This is a genomic window from Actinokineospora auranticolor (assembly GCF_041897805.1).
In the GTDB taxonomy this organism is placed as follows: domain Bacteria; phylum Actinomycetota; class Actinomycetes; order Mycobacteriales; family Pseudonocardiaceae; genus Actinokineospora; species Actinokineospora auranticolor.
Genome location: NZ_CP154825.1, coordinates 831,642 through 851,331 on the forward strand (window position 1 = coordinate 831,642; position 19,690 = coordinate 851,331).

At 70.2% G+C, this 19,690-nt stretch carries 18 protein-coding genes and 1 tRNA gene; 12 read left to right on the forward strand and 7 right to left on the reverse strand.

Features of this window, described 5'->3' with window-relative positions:
• Window positions 1-7: 7 nt before the first annotated feature.
• From V5P93_RS04085 to V5P93_RS04095, 3 genes are all read left to right on the forward strand, one after another.
• On the forward strand, window positions 8-1,042 hold the full coding sequence (locus V5P93_RS04085; protein ID WP_104477179.1) for an ABC transporter ATP-binding protein: 1,035 nt from the start codon (window positions 8-10) through the stop codon (window positions 1,040-1,042).
• Window positions 1,035-2,033 carry an ABC transporter ATP-binding protein gene (locus tag V5P93_RS04090; protein ID WP_104477177.1) on the forward strand — a complete coding sequence of 333 codons (999 nt, stop codon included), beginning with the start codon at window positions 1,035-1,037 and terminating at the stop codon, window positions 2,031-2,033. The genes V5P93_RS04085 and V5P93_RS04090 overlap by 8 nt, the downstream gene beginning before the upstream one ends.
• A 61-nt stretch (window positions 2,034-2,094) precedes the next feature.
• Window positions 2,095-3,807, forward strand: coding sequence for a S8 family serine peptidase (locus tag V5P93_RS04095; RefSeq protein WP_104477175.1), 1,713 nt, complete (start codon window positions 2,095-2,097; stop codon window positions 3,805-3,807).
• A 734-nt stretch (window positions 3,808-4,541) separates the two neighbouring features.
• Here V5P93_RS04095 and V5P93_RS04100 read toward each other — a convergent pair.
• The 3 genes from V5P93_RS04100 to V5P93_RS04110 all read right to left on the reverse strand — a co-directional run bounded on the left by V5P93_RS04100 (window position 4,542) and on the right by V5P93_RS04110 (window position 7,676).
• Window positions 4,542-4,757, reverse strand: a complete 216-nt coding sequence (locus V5P93_RS04100) for a hypothetical protein (RefSeq protein WP_104477173.1) — start codon at window positions 4,755-4,757, stop codon at window positions 4,542-4,544.
• Window positions 4,758-4,907: 150 nt separating this feature from the next.
• The gene (locus V5P93_RS04105; protein WP_104477774.1) at window positions 4,908-6,089 is read right to left on the reverse strand and encodes a helix-turn-helix domain-containing protein; all 1,182 of its coding nucleotides are present in this window, start codon (window positions 6,087-6,089) and stop codon (window positions 4,908-4,910) included.
• 111 nt (window positions 6,090-6,200) lie between these two features.
• Window positions 6,201-7,676 carry a S10 family peptidase gene (locus V5P93_RS04110; protein WP_104477172.1) on the reverse strand — a complete coding sequence of 492 codons (1,476 nt, stop codon included), beginning with the start codon at window positions 7,674-7,676 and terminating at the stop codon, window positions 6,201-6,203.
• A 53-nt stretch (window positions 7,677-7,729) separates the two neighbouring features.
• Between V5P93_RS04110 and V5P93_RS04115 the strand changes: the two genes are divergently transcribed.
• On the forward strand, window positions 7,730-8,458 hold the full coding sequence (locus tag V5P93_RS04115; RefSeq protein ID WP_104477170.1) for a uracil-DNA glycosylase: 729 nt from the start codon (window positions 7,730-7,732) through the stop codon (window positions 8,456-8,458).
• A 155-nt stretch (window positions 8,459-8,613) separates the two neighbouring features.
• On the opposite strand, the gene V5P93_RS04120 is transcribed toward V5P93_RS04115, so the two are convergent.
• A complete protein-coding gene (locus V5P93_RS04120; protein ID WP_104477168.1) occupies window positions 8,614-9,054 on the reverse strand; it encodes a hypothetical protein in 441 nt (146 codons plus the stop codon).
• Between the two features lie 132 nt (window positions 9,055-9,186).
• On the opposite strand from V5P93_RS04120, the gene V5P93_RS04125 reads away from it, so the two are divergent.
• On the forward strand, window positions 9,187-9,363 hold the full coding sequence (locus V5P93_RS04125) for a hypothetical protein (protein WP_181043321.1): 177 nt from the start codon (window positions 9,187-9,189) through the stop codon (window positions 9,361-9,363).
• A 102-nt stretch (window positions 9,364-9,465) separates the two neighbouring features.
• Here the strand turns inward: V5P93_RS04125 and V5P93_RS04130 are convergent, their stop codons facing one another.
• Window positions 9,466-10,314: a helix-turn-helix transcriptional regulator gene (locus V5P93_RS04130; RefSeq protein ID WP_104477167.1), complete on the reverse strand. Its 849-nt coding sequence runs from the start codon at window positions 10,312-10,314 to the stop codon at window positions 9,466-9,468.
• Window positions 10,315-10,706: 392 nt separating this feature from the next.
• Here V5P93_RS04130 and V5P93_RS04135 point away from each other — a divergent pair, with 392 nt between their 5' ends.
• The 6 genes from V5P93_RS04135 (at window position 10,707) to V5P93_RS04160 (ending at window position 16,399) form a co-directional block, all read left to right on the forward strand.
• On the forward strand, window positions 10,707-10,880 hold the full coding sequence (locus tag V5P93_RS04135; protein WP_104477165.1) for a DUF397 domain-containing protein: 174 nt from the start codon (window positions 10,707-10,709) through the stop codon (window positions 10,878-10,880).
• A 339-nt stretch (window positions 10,881-11,219) separates the two neighbouring features.
• Window positions 11,220-12,545, forward strand: coding sequence for an NAD(P)/FAD-dependent oxidoreductase (locus V5P93_RS04140; protein ID WP_104477163.1), 1,326 nt, complete (start codon window positions 11,220-11,222; stop codon window positions 12,543-12,545).
• Between the two features lie 90 nt (window positions 12,546-12,635).
• Window positions 12,636-12,709, forward strand: a tRNA-Leu gene (locus V5P93_RS04145).
• Window positions 12,710-13,025: 316 nt separating this feature from the next.
• Window positions 13,026-13,778, forward strand: a complete 753-nt coding sequence (locus V5P93_RS04150; RefSeq protein ID WP_104477161.1) for a MerR family transcriptional regulator — start codon at window positions 13,026-13,028, stop codon at window positions 13,776-13,778.
• Window positions 13,779-13,853: 75 nt separating this feature from the next.
• Window positions 13,854-15,590 carry an SDR family oxidoreductase gene (locus tag V5P93_RS04155; RefSeq protein ID WP_219823919.1) on the forward strand — a complete coding sequence of 579 codons (1,737 nt, stop codon included), beginning with the start codon at window positions 13,854-13,856 and terminating at the stop codon, window positions 15,588-15,590.
• Between the two features lie 17 nt (window positions 15,591-15,607).
• On the forward strand, window positions 15,608-16,399 hold the full coding sequence (locus V5P93_RS04160) for an alpha/beta fold hydrolase (protein WP_245931052.1): 792 nt from the start codon (window positions 15,608-15,610) through the stop codon (window positions 16,397-16,399).
• Here V5P93_RS04160 and V5P93_RS04165 read toward each other — a convergent pair.
• Both V5P93_RS04165 and V5P93_RS04170 read right to left on the reverse strand, forming a co-directional pair.
• Window positions 16,396-16,782, reverse strand: a complete 387-nt coding sequence (locus tag V5P93_RS04165) for a hypothetical protein (RefSeq protein WP_104477158.1) — start codon at window positions 16,780-16,782, stop codon at window positions 16,396-16,398. The two genes, V5P93_RS04160 and V5P93_RS04165, sit on opposite strands and share 4 nt — an antisense overlap.
• 210 nt (window positions 16,783-16,992) lie before the next feature.
• Window positions 16,993-17,793 carry a Bax inhibitor-1/YccA family protein gene (locus V5P93_RS04170; protein ID WP_104477156.1) on the reverse strand — a complete coding sequence of 267 codons (801 nt, stop codon included), beginning with the start codon at window positions 17,791-17,793 and terminating at the stop codon, window positions 16,993-16,995.
• Between the two features lie 424 nt (window positions 17,794-18,217).
• Between V5P93_RS04170 and V5P93_RS04175 the strand changes: the two genes are divergently transcribed.
• Entirely contained in the window at window positions 18,218-19,687 is a 1,470-nt protein-coding gene (locus tag V5P93_RS04175; RefSeq protein WP_181043320.1) for a collagen binding domain-containing protein, read from the forward strand.
• The last annotated feature ends 3 nt before the right edge of the window (window positions 19,688-19,690 follow it).

Genomic DNA, 19,690 nt, shown 5'->3' on the forward strand with positions numbered 1-19,690 from the left:
CGACACGATGTCCGCGAACACAACCAAGCCCGCGCCGGGCAGGACCGGACCGGTCCCCGGGGCGCCCCTGCTGGAGGTCGACGACCTGTTCGTCGAGTTCCGCACCCGCGACGGTGTGGCCAAGGTGCTCAACGGCGTCAGCTACCGGGTCGAGGCGGGGGAAACCCTCGCCGTGCTCGGTGAGTCCGGCTCCGGCAAGAGCGTCACGGCGCAGACCATCATGGGCATCCTCGACATGCCTCCCGGGGTGATCACCGGGGGCGAGATCCGCTTCCACGGTGAGAACCTGTTGCGGGCGAGCACCAACCGCAGGCGGGAGGTGCGTGGCTCGGGCATCGCCATGATCTTCCAGGATGCCCTCTCCGCGCTCAACCCGGTTTTCACCGTCGGGTTCCAGATCGAGGAGCAGCTGCGGGTCCGGCGGGGCATGTCCCGCAAGGACGCCCGCAAGCGCGCCATCGAGCTGCTGGACCTGGTGAAGATCCCCAACCCGAAGGGGCGCGTGCGGCAGTACCCGCACGAGTTCTCCGGCGGCATGCGGCAGCGCGCGATGATCGCCATGTCGCTGGCGCTGGACCCGGAGATGCTGATCGCCGACGAGCCCACGACCGCCCTGGACGTCACGGTCCAGGCGCAGATCATGGACCTGCTCAAGGAGATCCAGGTCGAGCGGCACATGGGCCTGATCCTGATCACCCACGACCTCGGCGTGGTCGCCGAGGTGGCGGACCGGATCGCGGTCATGTACGCCGGGCGGATCGTCGAGCAGTCCGACGCGATCTCGCTCTACCGGCGGCCCGGTCACCCCTACACCCAGGCGCTGCTGGACTCCCTGCCGCGGCTGGACCTCAAGGGCACCGAGCTCAACACCATCAAGGGCCTGCCGCCGAGCCTGATCAACATCCCGAGCGGCTGCCCGTTCCACCCCCGCTGTCCCCGCGTGCAGGACGTGTGCAAGACCGAGGTCCCCGCCCAGCACCGGCCCGCCCCCGGCAGGCTCAGCGCCTGCCACTTCGCCGAGGAGCTGCTCTCCGGTGAGTGACAACATCATCGAGGTCCGCGACCTGGTCAAGCACTTCCCGGTGCGGGTCGGCGTGCTGTTCAAGCGGACCGTCGGCCACGTGCGCGCGGTCGACGGCGTCTCGTTCGACCTCAAGCGCGGCGAGACCCTGGGTGTGGTCGGCGAGTCCGGGTGCGGCAAGTCCACCCTGGCCCAGGTCCTCATGCGACTGGAGCCCGCGACCGGCGGTTCGGTCAAGTTCGAGGGCCAGGAGATCCTGGGGCTCAAGGGTTCGGCGCTGCGCAAGCTGCGCCGCGACATCCAGATCGTGCTGCAGGACCCGTACACCTCGCTCAACCCCCGGATGACCGTCGGCGACATCGTCGGCGAGCCGTTCGAGATCCACCCCGAGGTGGCGCCCAAGGGCGACCGGCGCAAGAAGGTGCAGGACCTGCTGGACGTGGTCGGGCTCAACCCCGAGCACATCAACCGGTACCCGCACCAGTTCTCCGGCGGCCAGCGCCAGCGCATCGGCATCGCCCGCGCGCTGGCCCTGCGGCCCAAGGTGATCGTCTGCGACGAGCCGGTGTCCGCGCTGGACGTCTCGATCCAGGCGCAGGTCATGAACCTGCTGGGCGACCTGCAGAACGAGTTCGGGCTGTCGTACATCTTCATCGCCCACGACCTGTCGGTGGTGCGCCACCTGTCCGACCGGGTCGCGGTGATGTACCTGGGCAAGGTCGTGGAGATCGGCGACGAGACCGCGCTCTACGAGCACCCGACGCACCCGTACACCCAGGCGCTGCTGTCCGCGGTGCCCGTGCCCGACCCGGAGCTGCGCGGCCAGCGGCAGATCATCCGGCTGGAGGGCGACGTGCCCAGCCCGGTCGACCCGCCGTCGGGTTGCCGGTTCCGCACGCGCTGCTGGAAGGCGCAGGAGGTGTGCGCGCAGGAGGAGCCCGAGTTGATGACCCGGGTCGGCGCGCACCCGAGCGCCTGCCACTTCGCGGAGGAGAAGTCGGTCGTTCCCTGAGTCGGGGGCCCAGCTCAGGGGAGTTGTTTCACGAGAGGGGATTCGCGTGAACAGACGAAGAATGACCGTGGCCGCCCTCGCGGTGCCGGTGGTGGCCGCCCTCGCGGCGGTCGCACCCACCGCGGCGACGGCCCAACCGGCTGCCCTGAGCGGTCGGGCGGTGGAGTACAACGTGCTCTCTTCCGAGGGTGCGAGCGTCGACGCCGTTGTGGCGGCGGTGCGCGCGGCGGGCGGCACCGTCGTGAGCACCAACCAGGCTGTCGGCCTGGTTACCGCTACCGCGCCGGAGAACGGCTTCACCGCCCGCCTCGCCGGCAACCGCGCGGTGGACACCGCCGCGCGGTCGAAGGCGATCGGCCAGGCCCCGCGCGGTGCGGGTGGGGCCAAGTCGAAGTCGGTGGAGGAGGAGTCGAAGGCGGCCCGGGCGGGCAAGCGGGCGCAACCCGCCGCGACCGCCGGGATGGACCCGCTGGACTCGTTGGCGTGGGGCCTGTCCGCGGTGCGGTCGGACCTGGCGCGGACGAAGCAGGCCGGGGACAAGCGCGTCAAGGTCGGTGTACTCGACACCGGTGTCGACGGCAGCCACCCGGACATCGCGCCGAACTTCGACCGGGCGCTCTCGCGCAACTTCACCCGCGACATCCCGTTCGACGAGAACGGGGTGGAGGTCGACGGGCCCTGCGAGTACCGGGGCTGCGTCGACCCGGCGGACGTCGACAACGGCGGCCACGGCACCCACGTCGCGGGCACCATCGCCGCGGCGGCCGACGGCTTCGGCATCTCCGGTGTCGCGCCGAACGTGTCGATCGTCAACATCCGCGGCGGCCAGGACTCGGGCTCGTTCTTCCTGCAGCCCGTGGTCGACGCGATGACGTACGCGGGCGACGCGGGGCTGGACGTGGTCAACATGTCCTTCTACGTCGACCCGTGGCTGTTCAACTGCGCGAACAACCCGGCGGACACCCCGGAGCAGCAGAGCGAGCAGCGGTTGATCGTGCGGTCGATCGGCCGGGCGATGGAGTACGCGCACCGCAAGGGCGTCAGCCAGGTGGTGTCGCTGGGCAACGGGCACATGGACCTCGGCAAACCGCTGCCGGACAACACGAGCCCCAACTTCCCCGTCGGCAACACCCACCCGCGCACGATCGACAACGCCACCTGCCTGTCGCTGCCGATCGAGGGTCCCCACGCGATCGGCGTGAGTTCGTACGGCCCGTCGCAAGCCAAGGCGGACTACTCGAACTACGGCTTCGAACGCCTCTCGGTCTCCGCCCCCGGCGGCTACTTCCGGGATGGTCTGGGCACGGACTGGTACCGCACCAACGAGAACCAGATCCTGTCGGCGTATCCCCGCAACGTGGCCCTGACCGAAGGCGCGATCGATGCTGCCGGGAACATCACTCCCGACGGTGAGGCGCTGGGTGTGCAGAAGGCGTGCAAGGCGGACGGCACCTGCGGGTACTACCAGTACCTCCAGGGCACCTCGATGGCCTCGCCGCACGCCTCCGGTGTGGCGGCGTTGATCGTGTCCCAGTACGGGGACTACACGCGCAGTGGCGTGAGCCTTAGCCCGGACAAGGTGCGGAAGGTGTTGGAGGGCACTGCTGCTCCGATCGCCTGCCCCACGCCTCGGACGGTGGACTACACGCTCGTCGGTCGGGCTGCGGAGTTCAACGCGACGTGCGAGGGCACGCCGCAGCTGAACAACTTCTACGGCCACGGCTCGGTTGACGCGTGGTCTGCGGTGACGAACGGTAGGAAGTACCTGCGGTAGCAGTGTTTTGGTGACGGGCCCCCTCGGACTTCCGAGGGGGCCCGTTGCTTTTTGGATGCGACAGTCTCGCTTCCCATAAGCCACAACCATCCATCCGAGCTGCACTCGCCTTCCCCGCCGAGGTTGCTTCGCAACCCCTTCTCCACCTGGCCAGGTCGAGCACACGCTCGAAAACTCGCGTGGGAGCCCGGGAGAACAGGTCCTCGCTGGGTCGATCGATGCTCACCTCACGCCGCGGACCAGATCAGCGCCGGGCCGGGTTGATCAGTCCAGCCCCACGCGAAAAACAAGGGCGGCCTCGATTGAGCGAACTTGCTTTGCGCGGGGCCCCTAACGAACCTGCGGTGGGGAAGAGCGGTGGGGATGGGCAAGCCCACCCCACCCGCAGGAGAGCTTGGCAGGTCCGTCCCCCCACGCAAAGCAAGTCCACCCAATCAAGGCGTATGGCAGGGGCGCGTTGCGTTCTGGTGGGGGCTGGGCTTCTGCGGCAGTTGTGAGGGTGGCTAGGGAGAAAGGTGTTGGGTGGGGGTGGGGTGGGGATCCAGCGGCGGTTGCGGGGGTAGCAGGAGAGACAGGCCGAGGCAGAGACAGGGACAGGGACAGGGACAGAGGTGAGTAGGCAGAGAGGCGCCGCTCTTAGTCCACTGCTGCCATCCATTGTGGACAATGGATGGCAGCGGACCCCTCCGGGGCGAATCGGTGGGGCCCGCCGCCTGTGTGGTGGTGGGGCTTCCTCACTCCGTGGTCAGCACGAACTGCGGTTTGTTCCGCCTGACCTGTCGTGCTGTTTCTTCCAGGGCAGCGGCCAGGGCGTCGGCTTGTTCCGGTGAGGCCCAGCCGATGATCAGACCGGAGGCGTAGTCACGCAGCCGGGCGGGGAGTGCGTCCAGTTTGGCGGCTAGCAGGACCAAGGCTCGCGCCGTGTCGACCTGCTCCGGGGTCGCCGTCAAACCGGGACTCCCCGTTGGCTCGCGGACCCGATCTCCCCGACCACGCCCATCACCTCCTCCACCGCCACCAACGGTAGGTGAGGGAGGGAAAACCCGGCTTGCCACGGAGGCAAGGTCGCCCGTTCGGGCCAGAGAACGGATCACCAGACCCTAAGTCAGCAGGCCGGAGCGGTAGGCCAGGCCGCGCAATTCCCGTCCGATGGCGTCGTCGCGGGCGCGGGCGAGGAGTTCCGCCAGTACGGAGTGCATGAACGGGTTGCGGTGGACCCGCGCGGGTGAGATCCGTTCCGCCCGCCGCAGCATCAGCACCGCTTCGTTGCGGTGGTTGGGCAGCCGGGCCAGGGCGCGGCCGTATTCGCGCCAGTACGCGGATCGGCGGGTGGGGGACGGGAGGGCGTCCGGGTTCACGGTCGCGGCGACCCGGGCCGCCTCCGCGTGCTCACCGGCCTCCAGCGCCACGCTCATCCGCCACACGCCCACGTTGGACGGGCCGAAGCCGAACCAGAACGCGTTGCCCTCACCCGTGTGCGCGGCCAGGTCGGCGGCGTGGTCGAGGGCCGCGAGCCGTTCGGCGTGCCTGCCCTGGGACGCGGCGATCAGGGACCGGGTCAGGGTGAGCATCCCGGACATCTCGCGCTCGTCGTCGCCGAGGCCGGTGCCCGGGTCGGTGTCCGCGACGACCTTGTTCGCCAGGTCGAAGCCGCTCGCGCCGATCAACCCGAAGGCCGTGCCGAACCCGCTGATCGCCAGCGACGCGGGCTCGTTGAGGTCCTGCGCGGCGGCGGCGGCCAGGGTGGCGGCCTGCCAGGCCAGGTCCTGGCCCGCGCCGATGTCGCCGAGCCAGGCCTGGGTGCCCTGCACGTGCGTTATCACGAGCAGACGCAGGATCTCCCGCTCGTCCTTCCCGACCGCGAGGCTGGTGTGCAGGTCGTTGATGAGGTCGGGCAGCCGCGCGCCGACCGTGGCGTAGTCGCACTCGCGTTGCTTGTCCAGCAGCGCGTTCGCGCGCGCGTCCAGCTCGGCCAGCCCGCACGCGCGCCCCTGGCTCGCGCCCATGCCCGCGGCGAACAGGGCCAGCCGGACGGCGCCGACCGCGCGGTCCTCTTCCGGTTCCCCCGGGGTGGCCAGCAGGGACGCGCTGGTGATCTCGTTCGGCGCCACGTCCAGCGCCTGCGCCAGCGCGACGATCAGCGACCGCCGGTCCAGCGCGCGTTGCCCGGATTCGAGTCTGCTCAGGTACGACGGTGAGATTCCCGCCAGACCCGCGACGACCGCCAGCGACTTGCCGCGGGCGTTGCGGATCTGGCGCAGGCGTCGTCCGATGTCGCTCACGCTCGGCCCCTTCACACGAGGGAGGCACAGCAGGCTGAGGGGTCGTCCCCGCCCTACGCGGACGGGGGCAGGCACCCCAATGTAGTGCCCGGGGCCGAGCGTGAGCACCGCTCAGTGGTTGGAACTTCGGTTCACAAATGCCGCAATGTCCTTCGACTGGCGCAACCGCGAGGGCTCGTGGGCGTACATCATGTGCCCGGCCTCGTAGTAGGAAACCTCGATGTTGTCCCGCAGCTCGTCGGGAATCCTCAGCTGTGCCAACGAGTGCTCGGTGGCGAAGTACGGCGTGGCCCCGTCGGTGTACCCGGATCCGACGTACACCCGGAGGTGGGGGTTGACGCGCATGGCCGCGGCGAGCTTGTCGGTGACCGCGACGTGCGCGTTCTCGAACTCCTTGTACGACCAGGCCCGGTTCACGTCCATGCTCAGTACCTCGTACGGCAAGTCGTTGGGGTAGGCCAACTCCGCGTGCAGGTAGTGGTTCATACCAGCGGTGTACGCCCCGATGATGCTGCTGATCGAGGGGTCGTCGGTGAACCGCTCGTGCGTGTAGTTGTCCTCCCAGCCGGTGAAGCGGCCGTCCATCCGGCCCACGACCTGCCGCCGATCCCGCAGGAGTTCGGTGAAGTAGCGCACGTGCTCGACCCGCAGGTTCGCCCGGTCGACGTAATCCGGGGACAGACCGGTCAATTCCGCCACCCTGGCGGCGATTCCCGCACGCTCCTCAGTGGACATCCGAGCGCCCTTGGCCAGCGCGTACGGGTAGTCGCGCGCGGCGAACTCCTCGGCCTCGGCGAGCACGTCGCGCAGCTCCCGGTCGCCGTGCAGGCCGTGGTGGTGCGCGATGGCCGCGTAGGTCGGCAGGTAGAGGGAGTACGGCAGGTCGTTGCCCTCGGTGAAGTGGATCGTGCCGAAGTCCAGTACGGACGAGATAAGGATTAGACCATTCAGGTACATGCCCCGCCGGGACTGCAGGTGGTGGGCGAGCCCGGCGGCGCGGGTGGTGCCGTAGGACTCCCCGGCGAGGAACTTCGGCGACACCCACCGGCCGTTGCGCGTGGTCCACAACCGGATCAGCTCGCCGACGGACTCGATGTCGGCCTGGTAGCCGTAGTTGTCCCCGGGCTTCTCCCCGGTCACGGCGCGCGAGTAGCCGGTGCTGACCGGATCGATGAAGACCAGGTCGCTGTGCGCCAGCAGGGTGTCCGGGTTGTCCACGAGCGAGTACGGCGGCCCGACCGGCTCGCCCGCGTCCCCGGTGACCACCCGGCGCGGGCCGAGCAGGCCCAGGTGCAGCCAGATGCTCGCCGAGCCGGGGCCGCCGTTGAAGGCGAAGGTGACCGGCCTGCGCGCCGGGTCGGCGCCGTCGAGGGTGTAGGCGGTGAGGAAGACCTCGGCCTTGGGCTTGTGCCCCTCGAACTTGCCGTCGGTGACCACTTCCTTGCGCAGGACGACGCGTCCGGTGGTGGTGGTGTAGTTCAGCTTGCGCCTGCGCACCGTCATCGAGTGCGCGGTGGTGACCAGGTCGTCGGTCGGTTCCGCCGCCGCGGTCTTGGGCTCGTCGTCTGCCGCGTCCTTTGTTGCCATGTCCAGACCATAGTGGCGGTGCGGGTGGCCGTGACGTGGTGTGATACCTCGTTGTGACCCGCGCTGACCCGGTGGCCCAGACCACCCTCGCCGACCTCGACCGGGCCGTGCCCGACTGTCGGGCCTGCCCCCGGCTGGTGGCCTGGCGGGAGGAGGTCGCCAGGGTGAAGCGGGCGGCGTTCCGGGACTGGGACTACTGGGGCAGGCCGGTCCCCGGCTTCGGACCACCGGACGCCGCGCTGGGCGTCGTCGGCCTCGCGCCCGCCGCGCACGGCGCGAACCGCACCGGCCGGATGTTCACCGGTGACCGCTCGGGTGACGTCCTCTACGCCGCGATGCACGCCGTCGGCCTCGCCACCCGGCCGACGGCCACCCACACCGGCGACGGCCTGGAGCTGATCGGCACCCGGATCACCGCCCCGGTGAAGTGCGCCCCACCGGCCAACAAGCCGACACCGGCCGAACGCGACACCTGCCGCCCCTGGCTCGAGCGGGAGCTGACCCTGCTGCGCCCCACCCTCCGCGCGGTGGTGGTCCTCGGCGCCTTCGGCTGGCAAGCCCTCCTCCCTATCCTCGGCGCGGTGTGGGAGGTCCCGGTCCCGAGGCCGAAGTTCGGCCACGGCGTCCACCACACCCTCCCCGCCCGCGACGGCGGCCCGCCGCTGCGCCTGTTCGGCTGCTACCACGTGAGCCAGCAGAACACCTTCACCGGCCGCCTCACCCCGGCGATGCTGGAGGACGTCCTCGCAGCGGCCCGCGACGCCGCCGGGATCCAGGGGTAGACCCCCGGTACTCGACGCGACCGCGTTCCGCGGACAGGCCGTTCCACGTGACGTGGAACAGGGCGATTGGTGGAACGGGCGCCGCCGGGATCGCGGAGTCCCTGGTCGTGGCCCCCACGCCCTTGCGTACCTGGTGACCGCGCTGGACGGCTGAGTCAGTCCCCCGGGCCGTTCAGGTGGGCGTGGACGGTGGCGTCCTGGTCCAGCACGAGGTTCACCACTTCCCAGAACTCCGGCAGCCGCGCGTGCGCCAAGGCTTCTTCGCGGTCCAGTACCTGTCCGTGCGCGCGGCCCGCGCTGCCGTCGAGGCAGGCCGGGACGACCGTCGCCGCGGGGGCGCCGCCTTCGGTGTCCGGGCCGACGCGGCAGCCGAAGGTGGTGTGGTCGTCGGCCTCGTCGGTGTCCCAGGTGCCGAGGATGACGTCGATCCAGGTGTCGCGGGGTTGGCCGGTGTGCCGGTAGCTGTTGGCGAAGTACACCGCGTACGGCCTGCCGTCGGCGCGGACGAAACCCCAGGTGCGCGCGACCGGCGCGGCGCAGCAGACGCACTCGAAGCGGCGGATCTGCTGGTCAGCGGGGTCCATGGTCAGGTTCACCCGGCCAAACCTACCCAGCCCGCCTGGCCTGCCCGGGCCACCCGCGACCATTGACAGCACCCGCTACCATGATCACAACGCTACCGCCGCGCCGGGTGGGGTCCCTGTTCCAGGCGGTTCTCCGAGGTAACTGTGACGACTTTGGTCGTGCTGTCCTGGGCCCTGGTATTTCTGTTCACCCGCTGGTTACCGCCCAGACCGGTCGGTGAGATCCGCATCACGTTCCAACCCGTGTCGTGGTTCGCCGTGGACATCGTCGTGCGAACCGCGGAGGTGGCCCCAGCCGGGTCGGTGGAACTGGACTCCTGAAACCGCGCGTTGCCTTTTCGCCGGTCCATTCCCACATTATCCGCGCCGGTTCCCACTTCGGAGCGCGCGACGTCGAGAATGCGGACGGTGGAATGGACCGCGTCAGTTCGCGGTGACCAGCCCGGCCAACAGCGCGGCCGTCTCCGGCTCGGACAGCGCGGTCTGCTCGATGGCGAGGAACCGCTCCCACGCCGTCGTGACCACGTCGCTGTCGCCGTTGGCCAGGTAGTCCTTGCCCGCGGTCTCCTCGAACAGCACCGTGTCGCTGATCTCCTCGTCCAGCTCCAGCAGCATGAACCCGCCGGACAGGCCGTGGTGCGCGCCCGCGGTGAACGGCACGACGCGGATGCTGGTGGCGGGCTCGGCTGCCCTGGTCAGCAGGGCGCGCAGCTGCGCGCGCAGCACCTCGGGGCCGCCGATCTCGCGCCGCACCGCGCCTTCATCGATCAGCATGACCAGCCGCGCCGGGTCGGCGGCCTGCCTGGCCTGGCGCTGCATCCTGGCCTCCAGGGCCAGCTCCAGCTCGTGCCCGGAGTAGTGGTTGGCCAGCACGGCCAGCGCGTACTCGCGGGTCTGCAGCAGCCCGGGGATCAGCAGCGGGTGGAACTGGTGGATGGCCACCGCCGAGCCCTCGTAGGCCAGCAGCCTGCGGAAGGGCTCCGTGGTCACCGCGTCGTACGGGGCGTACCAGGGCTGCTCGCGGCTCTCCTTGGCGACCGCGGTCAGGTCGGTGATCAGCTCCTCGTCGGTCATGTCGTACTCGGCGAGCAGCGCGCGCAGGTCGGTGGTGGAGATGCCGACCGTGGCCTTCTCGATCCGGGTCAGCTTGGACACCGACCAGTCCATCCTGGTCGCGACCTCGGGCTGGGTCTTGCCCGCCTGCTCGCGGAAGGTGCGCAGCAGCCTGCCGAGCTGGCGCTTGGAGAACCGGGGGTCGCGCTGTCTGGTCATGCTGGCTCCGCTCGATCGACCGACTGGTCATCTCTCGATCAACTTCACTACGGGCTGTCATGCTATCGGGGAGTGCCGGGTGGCGATCTGCCACGTGGCAGATCGCCACCTCGCCGCTGGGCCGCAGCGTTTGGCAAGGTAGCACGTGCAGGTGCGCTTGCGCTGCCCCGTTTGGCTCAACCGCCGGCGGCGATCGGCCACCAAAACGGGTTCACCCGGTTACGCGGAATAACTACTGTGCGTATAAGAGTTGGCAAGTGGTAATTGCGCGTCGCCGCGGAGAGCGCGCCGCCGGGAGCTACCCGAGAAGCGGATTCACGTCCTCGTGGTCGTCGCGAATAATCGCCGGGTATCGTGCTCCCGTCTTGGGAGCCCAACCCGGAGGGACCTTGATGAGCAATGTGTGTCCGCGCTGGCGAAAAAGTTCGTACAGTGACACCACCGGCTGTGTGGAACTCGTGAGGTGGTCAGGAGGTAATTCGGTACGGGATTCGAAGAATCCCGGCCCGAAATTGGACATCTCCACCAGGTCGATAATCAGGTTGATCGACTTCGCCCGCGGTTAGCCGCCGCCCGCCGAGCCCGGCGACCAGCCGGGGGCCGGCGCCGCCCCGCCCGCGGTGCTCCCCACCAGCACCGCGTGCGGATCCCGGCCGTGCCCCCGGTGGCGCGGATCCCGGCCCACCCCGTCCCGGCGCGGATCCCGGCGCGCCCGCGGCGACACCTACACCCGAACCGGTGGTCGTTGATCGCGTGACCGTCGGCCGACCGCTCGGGCACGCGTTGTGACCTGTCCCCGCGGGCGCCGCGACACGCGTCACACCTGCGGAAACACCCCAGCGACCCCGGTCACACCTCGACGGGGGCGCCGCGCGGGCGCGGCTGAGCAGTGCCACCATTGTTCTATGGCGCACGGAAAGTCGGAGCCCACCCGGATCCTCATCCTCGGTGGCGGATACGTCGGTCTCTACACGGCGCTCGGACTCCAGCGGAAGCTGCGTTCCGGCGAGGCGTCGGTGACCGTCGTCGACCCGCAGCCGCACATGACCTACCAGCCCTTCCTGCCGGAGGCGGCGGCGGGCGCGATCGAGCCGCGGCACGTGGTCGTGCCGCTGCGCCGCGCGCTCAAGCGCTGCCACGTGATCACCGCGCGGGTCACCGGCGTCGAGCACGCGCGCAAGGTCGCCACGATCGAGGCGCCGGACGGGCACACCGAGGAGCTGGGCTACGACGTGCTCGTCGTCGCGCTCGGCTCGGTGGCCCGCCTGCTGCCCATCCCCGGCCTGGTCGAGCACGGCATCGCCTTCAAGACCATCGGCGAGGCGATCTACCTGCGCAACCACGTGATGACCAAGCTCGACGAGGCGGACAGCACGCTCGACCCCGAGCTGCGCAAGAAGCTGCTGACCTTCACCTTCGTCGGCGGCGGCTTCGCGGGCATCGAGGCGCTGGGCGAGCTGGAGGACATGGCCCGCTTCGCCACCCAGTACTACAAGAACGTCAAGCCGGAGGACCTGCGCTTCGTGCTGGTCGAGGCGGCGGGGCGGGTGCTGCCCGAGGTGCGCGAGAGCCTCGGCGTGTACACCGTGATGCAGCTGGAGAAGCGCGGCATCGAGGTGTACCTGTCGACCCTGGCCAAGTCGTTCGAGAACGGGCACGTGGTGCTCTCCGACGGCACGGAGTTCGACAGCGACACCATCGTCTGGACCGCGGGCGTGAAGTCGAGCCCGGTGCTGGCCGCGTCGGACCTGCCGCTGACCAAGCAGGGCAGATTGCGCGCCACCGCCGCGATGCGCGTCGAGGGCCTGACCGACGCGTGGACCGCGGGCGACTGCGCCGCCGTGCCGGACCTCTCGCGCACCGACGAGGACCCGACGGCCATCTGCGCGCCGAACGCGCAGAACGCCGTGCGCCAGGCCCGGCTGCTGGCCAAGAACATCGTCGCCGCGCTGCGCGGCGACGAGCCCAAGGACTACTTCCACAAGAACCTCGGCTCGGTGGCCAGCCTCGGCCTGCACAAGGGCGTGGGTGACGTGGCCAACATCAAGGCCAAGGGCTTCCTCGCCTGGGCCATGCACCGCGCGTACCACGTCAAGGCGATGCCGACGTTCAACCGCAAGGTCCGCATCACGCTGGACTGGTTAACTGGTGGGCTCTTCCGGCGCGAGGTGATCTCCATGGGGCAGATCAACGACCCGAAGGCGGAGTTCGCCCGGGTCTCCAAGGGCTGACCGGCAAACGGCCGAACTCCGGTTGGTCCACCCGGCCGGAGTTGTCACAAACCCGTCCCAAATCGGGGAATCGCGCCTTAGGCTGCGCCTGCCCCCGTAGCCCAACAGGCAGAGGCAGCCCCCTTAAAAGGGGTCGAGTGCCGGTTCGAATCCGGTCGGGGGCACGACTACGCAGGACCGAGTCCGGTGAGGACGCCCACGTCAACGTGGGTGCCAGCACCGGACTTCCTGCTTTGTTCGCAAGGTGACCGGTTCGCCACCGTCTCCATTCGACGGTCACTTGCGGAACGTGGTTAATCGACTACGCAACGCGCAATGTCCTCTGTCGGCAGTGCGCGAAATCCGTCCGGAGCACTTCGGTGGTGTCGATATTTCGCCACTATGAAAATGTTGGCTCTTTTCACACCGCGCCGTCAGTCCCGGGAGGTATTGGCGGGTTGTCCACAGTGGAGCGGAGCCGGGCCGTCTAAGCTCCCCCGGGTGGCGGAGTACCGGATCGACGACCTGGCGAGGGCCGCGGGTACCTCGGTGCGCAACGTGCGCGTCTACCAGGACCGGGAGCTGCTGCCCCCGCCCGCGCGGCAGGGGCGGGCGGCGATCTACTCCGACGCGCACCTGGCGCGGCTCCGCTTGATCCTCAACATGCTCGACCGCGGTTACGCCTTCGCGCAGATCAAGGAGATGCTCGACGCCTGGCGGGCCGGTCACAGCCTGGCCGACGTGCTCGGGCTCGAGGAGGCGACCGGGGCCGCGCAGGCGGGTGAGCCGCCCGCCGTGGTGACGGCGGCGCAGCTCACCCGGATGTTCGGCGCGCAGCTCACCCCCGCCAATATCCGCGCGGCCCTCGAACTCGGCGTCCTCGAACGACGCGGCACGCAGCTGGTCGCGCCCAGCCTCAAGCTCCTCGAAGCGGGCCGTGACCTGGTCAGCCTCGGTGTCCCGCTCGCCGAGGCCCTGGGCCTGGCCGCCGAGTTGCAGGCCGAGACCGACCGGGTCACCGCACTGCTGGTCGGCCTCGTGCGCCGCTACGTCCTGGACCCCAAGGGGCCGGACTGGCTGCCCGGTGGCGACGAGCTGCCGCACTTCGCCGATGTCATCTCGCGGCTGCACCCGCTGGTCATGTCCGCGCTCGGGGCCGCTGTGGACCGTTCCGCGCGGCGGGTCATCCCGGAGATCATGGGGGACCGGCTCATCGCGCTGGCCGAGCGCGCGGGGGACTTCGGTCAGGAGTGACGGACCTTGCCATTGTGACAATGGCGGTTGTAACGTTCGTCGATGTCGCGCAATCCGCCGGACCCGGGAGTGGCCATGGCCGAACCGCTTCGCCGAGCCGCGCGCCCCCGGCGCCGGACAGTGCACAGCGGTGACGCGGAGTTGGCCGTCTTCACCGAGGGTGATCCCGGTGAGCCGACTGTCCTCTTGGTACACGGCTTCCCCGACACGCACCGCCTCTGGGACGACATCGCGGGTGTGCTCGCCGCCGACTACCACGTCGCGCGCTACGACACCCGCGGCGCGGGTGACACCAAGAACCCCAACTCCCGTGCCGCGTACCGGATGCCGCTGCTCGCCGAGGACCTCTTCGCCGTCGCCGACGCGGTCAGTCCCCAACGGCCGGTGCACGTCGTCGCGCACGACTGGGGTTCCATCCAGGCGTGGGAGGCGGTGACGGACCCGCGGGCCACGAGCCGGATCGCTTCCTTCACCTCGATCTCCGGGCCCAGCCTCGACCACGTCGGCCGGTGGGTCCGGCGCAGGCTCGCCCGGCCCAGCCCCGCCAACCTCGCCGCCGCGCTCGGCCAACTCGGGCGCTCCTGGTACATCTACCTCTTCCAGATCCCCGTGCTGCCCGCGCTGCTGTGGCGCACGGTGATCGGGCCCCGGTGGCACCACCTGCTGCGCCGCGTCGAAGGTGTCGAGGGGCATCCCGCGGGTGGCAACCGCGGAATCCGGCTGTACCAGGCGAATGTGTTCAGCCGCCTGACCCGCGGCCGCCCGCGCCCGGCGGAGGTCCCGGTCCAGGTGATCGTCCCGACCCGCGACCGGTACGTCGCGCCCGCGCTCGCCGAGGACCTCGAGCGCTGGATCGGCAGGCTGTGGCGGCGGCCGGTCGTCGCCGGGCACTGGGCGCCGCTGTCGCACCCGGAACCGTTGGCGCGCATGGTCGCCGAGTTCACCGCGCACGTCGACGGCGCGCCGATGACCCGCGCGCTGCAACGGTCCAAAGTGGGCGAACCGGACCGGGGCTTCACCAACCGGCTCGTCGTGGTGACCGGCGCGGGGCGCGGCATCGGGCGGGCCACCGCGCAGGCGTTCGCCGACCGGGGCGCCGAGGTGGTCGTCGCCGACGTCGACCTGGCGGCGGCCCGCGACACGGCCGCGGCCATCGGGCCCGCCGCGTACCCGTACCGCGTCGATGTGTCCGATGTGGACGGTATGCGGCGGTTCGCCGACGACGTCGCGGGCGAGCACGGCGTGCCGGACGTGGTGGTCAACAACGCGGGGATCGGCATGGCGGGCCCGTTCCTGAGCACGACGGCCGCGGACTGGCGGCGGATCACCGACGTCAACCTGCTCGGCGTCACCAACGGCTGCCGGGTGTTCGGCGAGTTGATGGCGGCGGCGGGGGAGGGCGGCCACCTCGTCAACCTGTCCTCCGCGGCGGCCTACCTGCCCAGCCGGACGCTCTCCGCCTACGCCACGACGAAAGCGGCCGTGCTCGCGCTCTCCGACTGCCTGCGCGCCGAACTGGCCGACCACGGCATCGGCGTCACCGCGGTGTGCCCCGGTGTCGTCGCCACGGACATCACCAAGACCACCACCTTCACCGGGGTCGACGAACTCGAACAGCGCCGCCTCCGCCAGCGCGCCACCGCGGCCTACGCCAAGCGCGGCTTCGGCCCGGACCGCGTCGCCACCGAGATCGTCCGCGTCGTCGAGGAGAACCGCCCCGTGGTCGCGGTGACCCCGGAGGCCAAACTCGCCCGCCTCGGCGCCCGCCTGGCACCGGGCCTGCTGCGCCGGGTGGCCCGCTTGTTCGGCTGAGTTCCAAGGGGGACGCCGTGCTCACACACGACCGCCGCGGGTCGGGTAGCCCGCTCGTGCTCCTGCACGGCATCGGCCACCGCCTGCAGGCCTGGGAACCGGTCATGGACCGGCTGGCCGCCCACCACGACGTGATCGCCGTCGACCTCCCCGGTTTCGGCGCGTCACCGATGCTGCCGGACGGCCACCGCTACGACGTCCCCGGCGCGCTGGCCGCCCTGACCGACGCCTTCGCCGAGTTCGGCGTCGAGCGACCGCACGTGGCGGGCAACTCGCTCGGCGGGATGCTGGCCCTGGAGCTGGCGTCCCGGGGCTTGGTCCGCTCGGCGACGGCCCTGGCCCCGGCGGGCTTCTGGACCCCCTGGGACCGCGCGTGGGCCATCCGGGTCCTCGGTGTGGTCCGCCGCCTCGGCCGTACCCCCGAACGCTTCCAGGCGGCACTCTGCGGCAGGCGGTTGGTCCGGGTCGTCGGCGGCAGCCTGCTCTTCGGGAAGCCGTCGGTCCTGACCGCTGAGGTCATGGTCGCCGACCTGGTGGCGATGGGCGCGGGTACCGGCTTCGACGCCGTCCTCGACTCCGGCGCCCGCGAGTACCTCTGGACTTCGGCGCCTCCCGCGGTGCCGGTGTCGGTCGCGTGGGGGACCCGCGACCGCATCCTCTGGCCCAGGCAGGCCGGGAAGGCCCGCGAACTCCTCCCCGACGCCACCCACGTGTGGCTCCCGGGCTGCGGCCACGTCCCCATGGGCGACGACCCGGAACTCGTCGCCTCGACGATCCTGGCGACCTGCGCGGAGTCCCCGGCCGCCTAGAGCCTGCCGGGTCGCATGATGCTGGCGGCGAGGACCAAGAGGCTGCCGAACAGCGCGTTCCACAGACCGATCTGCAACTCCGAAGTGTCGATCACATCCTGGGACCGGATGACCCAGACCCCGGTCGACACGACCAGCAGGATCCCGCCCAGTTGCATCAGGCCCTTGGCGCGGAACATGCCCACCAGCGCCAGCAACGCGCCCAGGGCCAGGGGCACCAGCATCGACGAGATCACCGGTGCCGTATCGCGTTGCACGCCGGAGAACAGGTCCGACAGCGGCAGGGTGCTGCCCAGTCGATCCTCGTACCAGGGGTGGAAGGTCCCGTAGGCGGTAGCCGCGAGGCCGGCCAGGGCAAGGAGCCACGAGATCAAGGCGCGCACGGTGCCAGTTTGCCTCGGCTCCGCCGAGGCGGCGAGATCGCCTTTCAGTCGATCACTTCCCTCCCGGTTCACTCGGCCCGCGGGGGCCGAGTGAACCGCTCAGTCCAGAGACCGGCGCGATCTCGCGCGCGTGGTCACAGCCGACACAAAAGCGAGGAGCCCGGCACGTGGGTGCCGGGCTCCTCGCTTGGACTTTGTGCTATCGGGCGATCAGTCGCTGCTCTGCAGGATCCAGAGGAGGCGGAGGATCTCGAAGTACAGCCAGACCAGGGTGGCCATCAGGCCGAAGGCGACGTACCAGGCCCACTTGGCCGGGGTGCCGCTGCGGATCATCTGGTCGGCCTGGTCGAAGTCGAGCAGGAAGTTGAACGCCGCGATGCCGATGATGACCAGGCTGATCACGATGCCCAGCGGGCCGCTGCCGCGCAGCCCGGTCTGGATGCCCATCCAGGACAGCAGCAGGTTGATCAGCAGCAGGCCCGCGGCCGCGCCGGTCGCGCCGATGATCCACTTGGTCAGGCGCGGGGTGACCTTCACCGCGCCGGTCTTGTAGACGATCAGCATGGTGATGAAGACCAGGCCGGTGCCCATGATGGCCTGCAGACCGATGCCCGGGACGTACCGCTCGAGCACGCCCGTGATCGCGCCGAGGAAGACACCCTCGGCGGCGGCGTAGGTCAGCACCAGCGCGGGGCTCGGGGCCTTGCGCCGGAAGATGATGACCAGCGACAGCACCAGACCGACGATCAGACCGCCGATCATCGGGCCGAACGGGTTGATCGACTGCGAGACGGTGGCGATCGCGGTGATGATGCCCGTGACCAGGCCGACGCCCAGCGTCGCCGCGGTCTTGGTGACCACGTCGTCGACGGTCATCGGGCGCTCGTTGGTGACCGGCGCGCTGTAGCCGATGTACTCGGGGCCCTGCTGGTAGCCCTGAGCCTGTGGTTGGAAGCCCGCGTAGCCGCCCTGCGGCAGGTTGCGGAACGCCGGGTTGCTGGTAGAACGCACCTGATCCTCCTGGGCCTGAATGGCGCCTTCGCCACGGTCAACGATCGAGCGCGCCGATCGGTTCCCGTCGGGGTAAAACCTACTTTACCCACAGTCGGCCCAACGCCGGAGCGGGTTCCCCGATTCCCGCTCCACTGCCGAGAGTGAGCACGTCTCGGCGGAACCTACACCGATCGGACGCGGTCAACCCTATCGACCGGCGGATCGACCTGGGGAGATACCGCTGCGTGCGCATCGATCTTCTCGCCGTCTGGCGGATTGTCACCCGGTGGGGGACGGGCCAGGCTCGCACGAGGTGCGCGTCACGTGTCCGACCGGTCACGTCAAGTGGCCGCGACGCGCGGGCCGCGCCGCCAGAGGTCCCCCCGCACTCCAGCGCCGGCGGTGTGCGCCGTCCCGGCGCGGCAAGGAGCTGACTTCCACCATGCGGCGAATCACCCTCGGTGCCCGGTTGGCGGCCTTGGCCGCGGGCATCGCGACCCTGTCGGGATCGTTGCTCATCGCCGGGGCGCCAACAGCGGCCGCAGAGTTCGTTGAGGGGCTGGGCGTCGGCACGGCGCCACAGCCGTACAAGAACTACCCGAAGGACAAGCACGACTGGCTGGGCTCTTACATCGTCGGCGGCAAGACGGTCTGGTGCGTCAAGTTCGCCTACCTGGAGCCGGACAAGAACGAGAAGTACGGAGAGCCCCAAACGCTGGTCGACAAGTACGGCGGCCCGATCGACGCCGCGGTGTCGGCCAACATCTCCTACCTGCTGCTCCAGTACGGGGAGACCAAGGACCGCGTCAAGGCCGCCGCGCTGGCCCACCTCCTGCACACCTGGACGGCGCCCTCCGGCCCGGACCACGACACCCAGCCGACCCGGACGTTCGACAAGGTCGCCTACGACCCCGCCTGGCACGAGCAGAACCTGCCCGCCGACGTCCGTGCCGACGTGCTGAAGGCGGTCGCCGACCTGCGGGCCGAGGCCACCGCCAACCACGGCCCGTGGACGACCGTGCTCACCAAGCCGACGAAACCGCAGGTCATCGGCACCCCGGACAAATGGACCATCGAGGTGCGCAACGCCGCGGGCAGCGGTGTGGGGAACGTGCCGGTCACGGTCGACCTCGACCAGGCGACCGTCGACGGCAAGTCGCAGGTGACGGTCAAGACCAAGGAGAACGGCGCGGGCGTCGAGCTCGACGTCGTCCCGACCGGCACCAAGCCGAAGGTCTCCATCAAGCTCGACAGCCCGGCCGACAAGCCGTCGGTCCTGCCGCCGGTCGACGGCAAGAAGCAGGCCGTGGTCACCACCGGCGGCAAGAAGGAGCTCAAGGCCAACGCCGAGGTCGAGGCCGTCACCCCGCCCGGCAAGGTGGTCGTGACCAAGCTCGACGAGAAGACCGGCAAGGGCATCCCGTCGGTGTCGCTGCGGCTCACCGCCGCGGACAAGACCGCACCGGCCGTCGGGCAGGACGGCAAGCCGCTGGTCGGCGCCGACGGCAAGCCCGTCGTGCTGGTCACCGGTGCGGACGGCAAGGCGACCGTGCCGGACCTGAAGACGCCGCAGGACGTGTGCGTCATCGAGGTGGCCGCGCCCGCGGGCTACGAGCAGGCGTTCAACCCGCAGTCCCCGCCGACGGTGTGCGACCGGATCAAGGACGGGGCGACGCTCGACCTGACGGTCTCCAACAAGCCGAACGTCCCCAAGGTGCCCAAGACCATCCCGGCCGGTGATGACCCGGTGAACACAGCGGCGGTCGTGGGTGGCGACGGGCCGTCCACCGGCCTCTTGCTCACCCTGGGCGCGCTGCTGCTGCTGGCGACCGGTGTCGGCACCACGCTCATCCGCCGCGCGCGTGGCCCGCAGGCGGTCAGCCGCAAGATGCGCAAGGACTGGGGGCACTGACGA

Bases quoted from the DNA above. Each gene is read 5' to 3' on its own strand.
- V5P93_RS04155 (WP_219823919.1), top strand. From the start codon at position 13,854: ATGGCCGAACCGCTTCGCCGAGCCGCGCGCCCCCGGCGCCGGACAGTG.
- V5P93_RS04085 (WP_104477179.1), top strand. From the start codon at position 8: ATGTCCGCGAACACAACCAAGCCCGCGCCGGGCAGGACCGGACCGGTC.
- V5P93_RS04095 (WP_104477175.1), top strand. From the start codon at position 2,095: ATGACCGTGGCCGCCCTCGCGGTGCCGGTGGTGGCCGCCCTCGCGGCG.
- V5P93_RS04135 (WP_104477165.1), top strand. From the start codon at position 10,707: ATGAGCAATGTGTGTCCGCGCTGGCGAAAAAGTTCGTACAGTGACACC.
- V5P93_RS04130 (WP_104477167.1), bottom strand. From the start codon at position 10,314: ATGACCAGACAGCGCGACCCCCGGTTCTCCAAGCGCCAGCTCGGCAGG.
- V5P93_RS04110 (WP_104477172.1), bottom strand. From the start codon at position 7,676: ATGGCAACAAAGGACGCGGCAGACGACGAGCCCAAGACCGCGGCGGCG.
- V5P93_RS04140 (WP_104477163.1), top strand. From the start codon at position 11,220: ATGGCGCACGGAAAGTCGGAGCCCACCCGGATCCTCATCCTCGGTGGC.
- V5P93_RS04175 (WP_181043320.1), top strand. From the start codon at position 18,218: ATGCGGCGAATCACCCTCGGTGCCCGGTTGGCGGCCTTGGCCGCGGGC.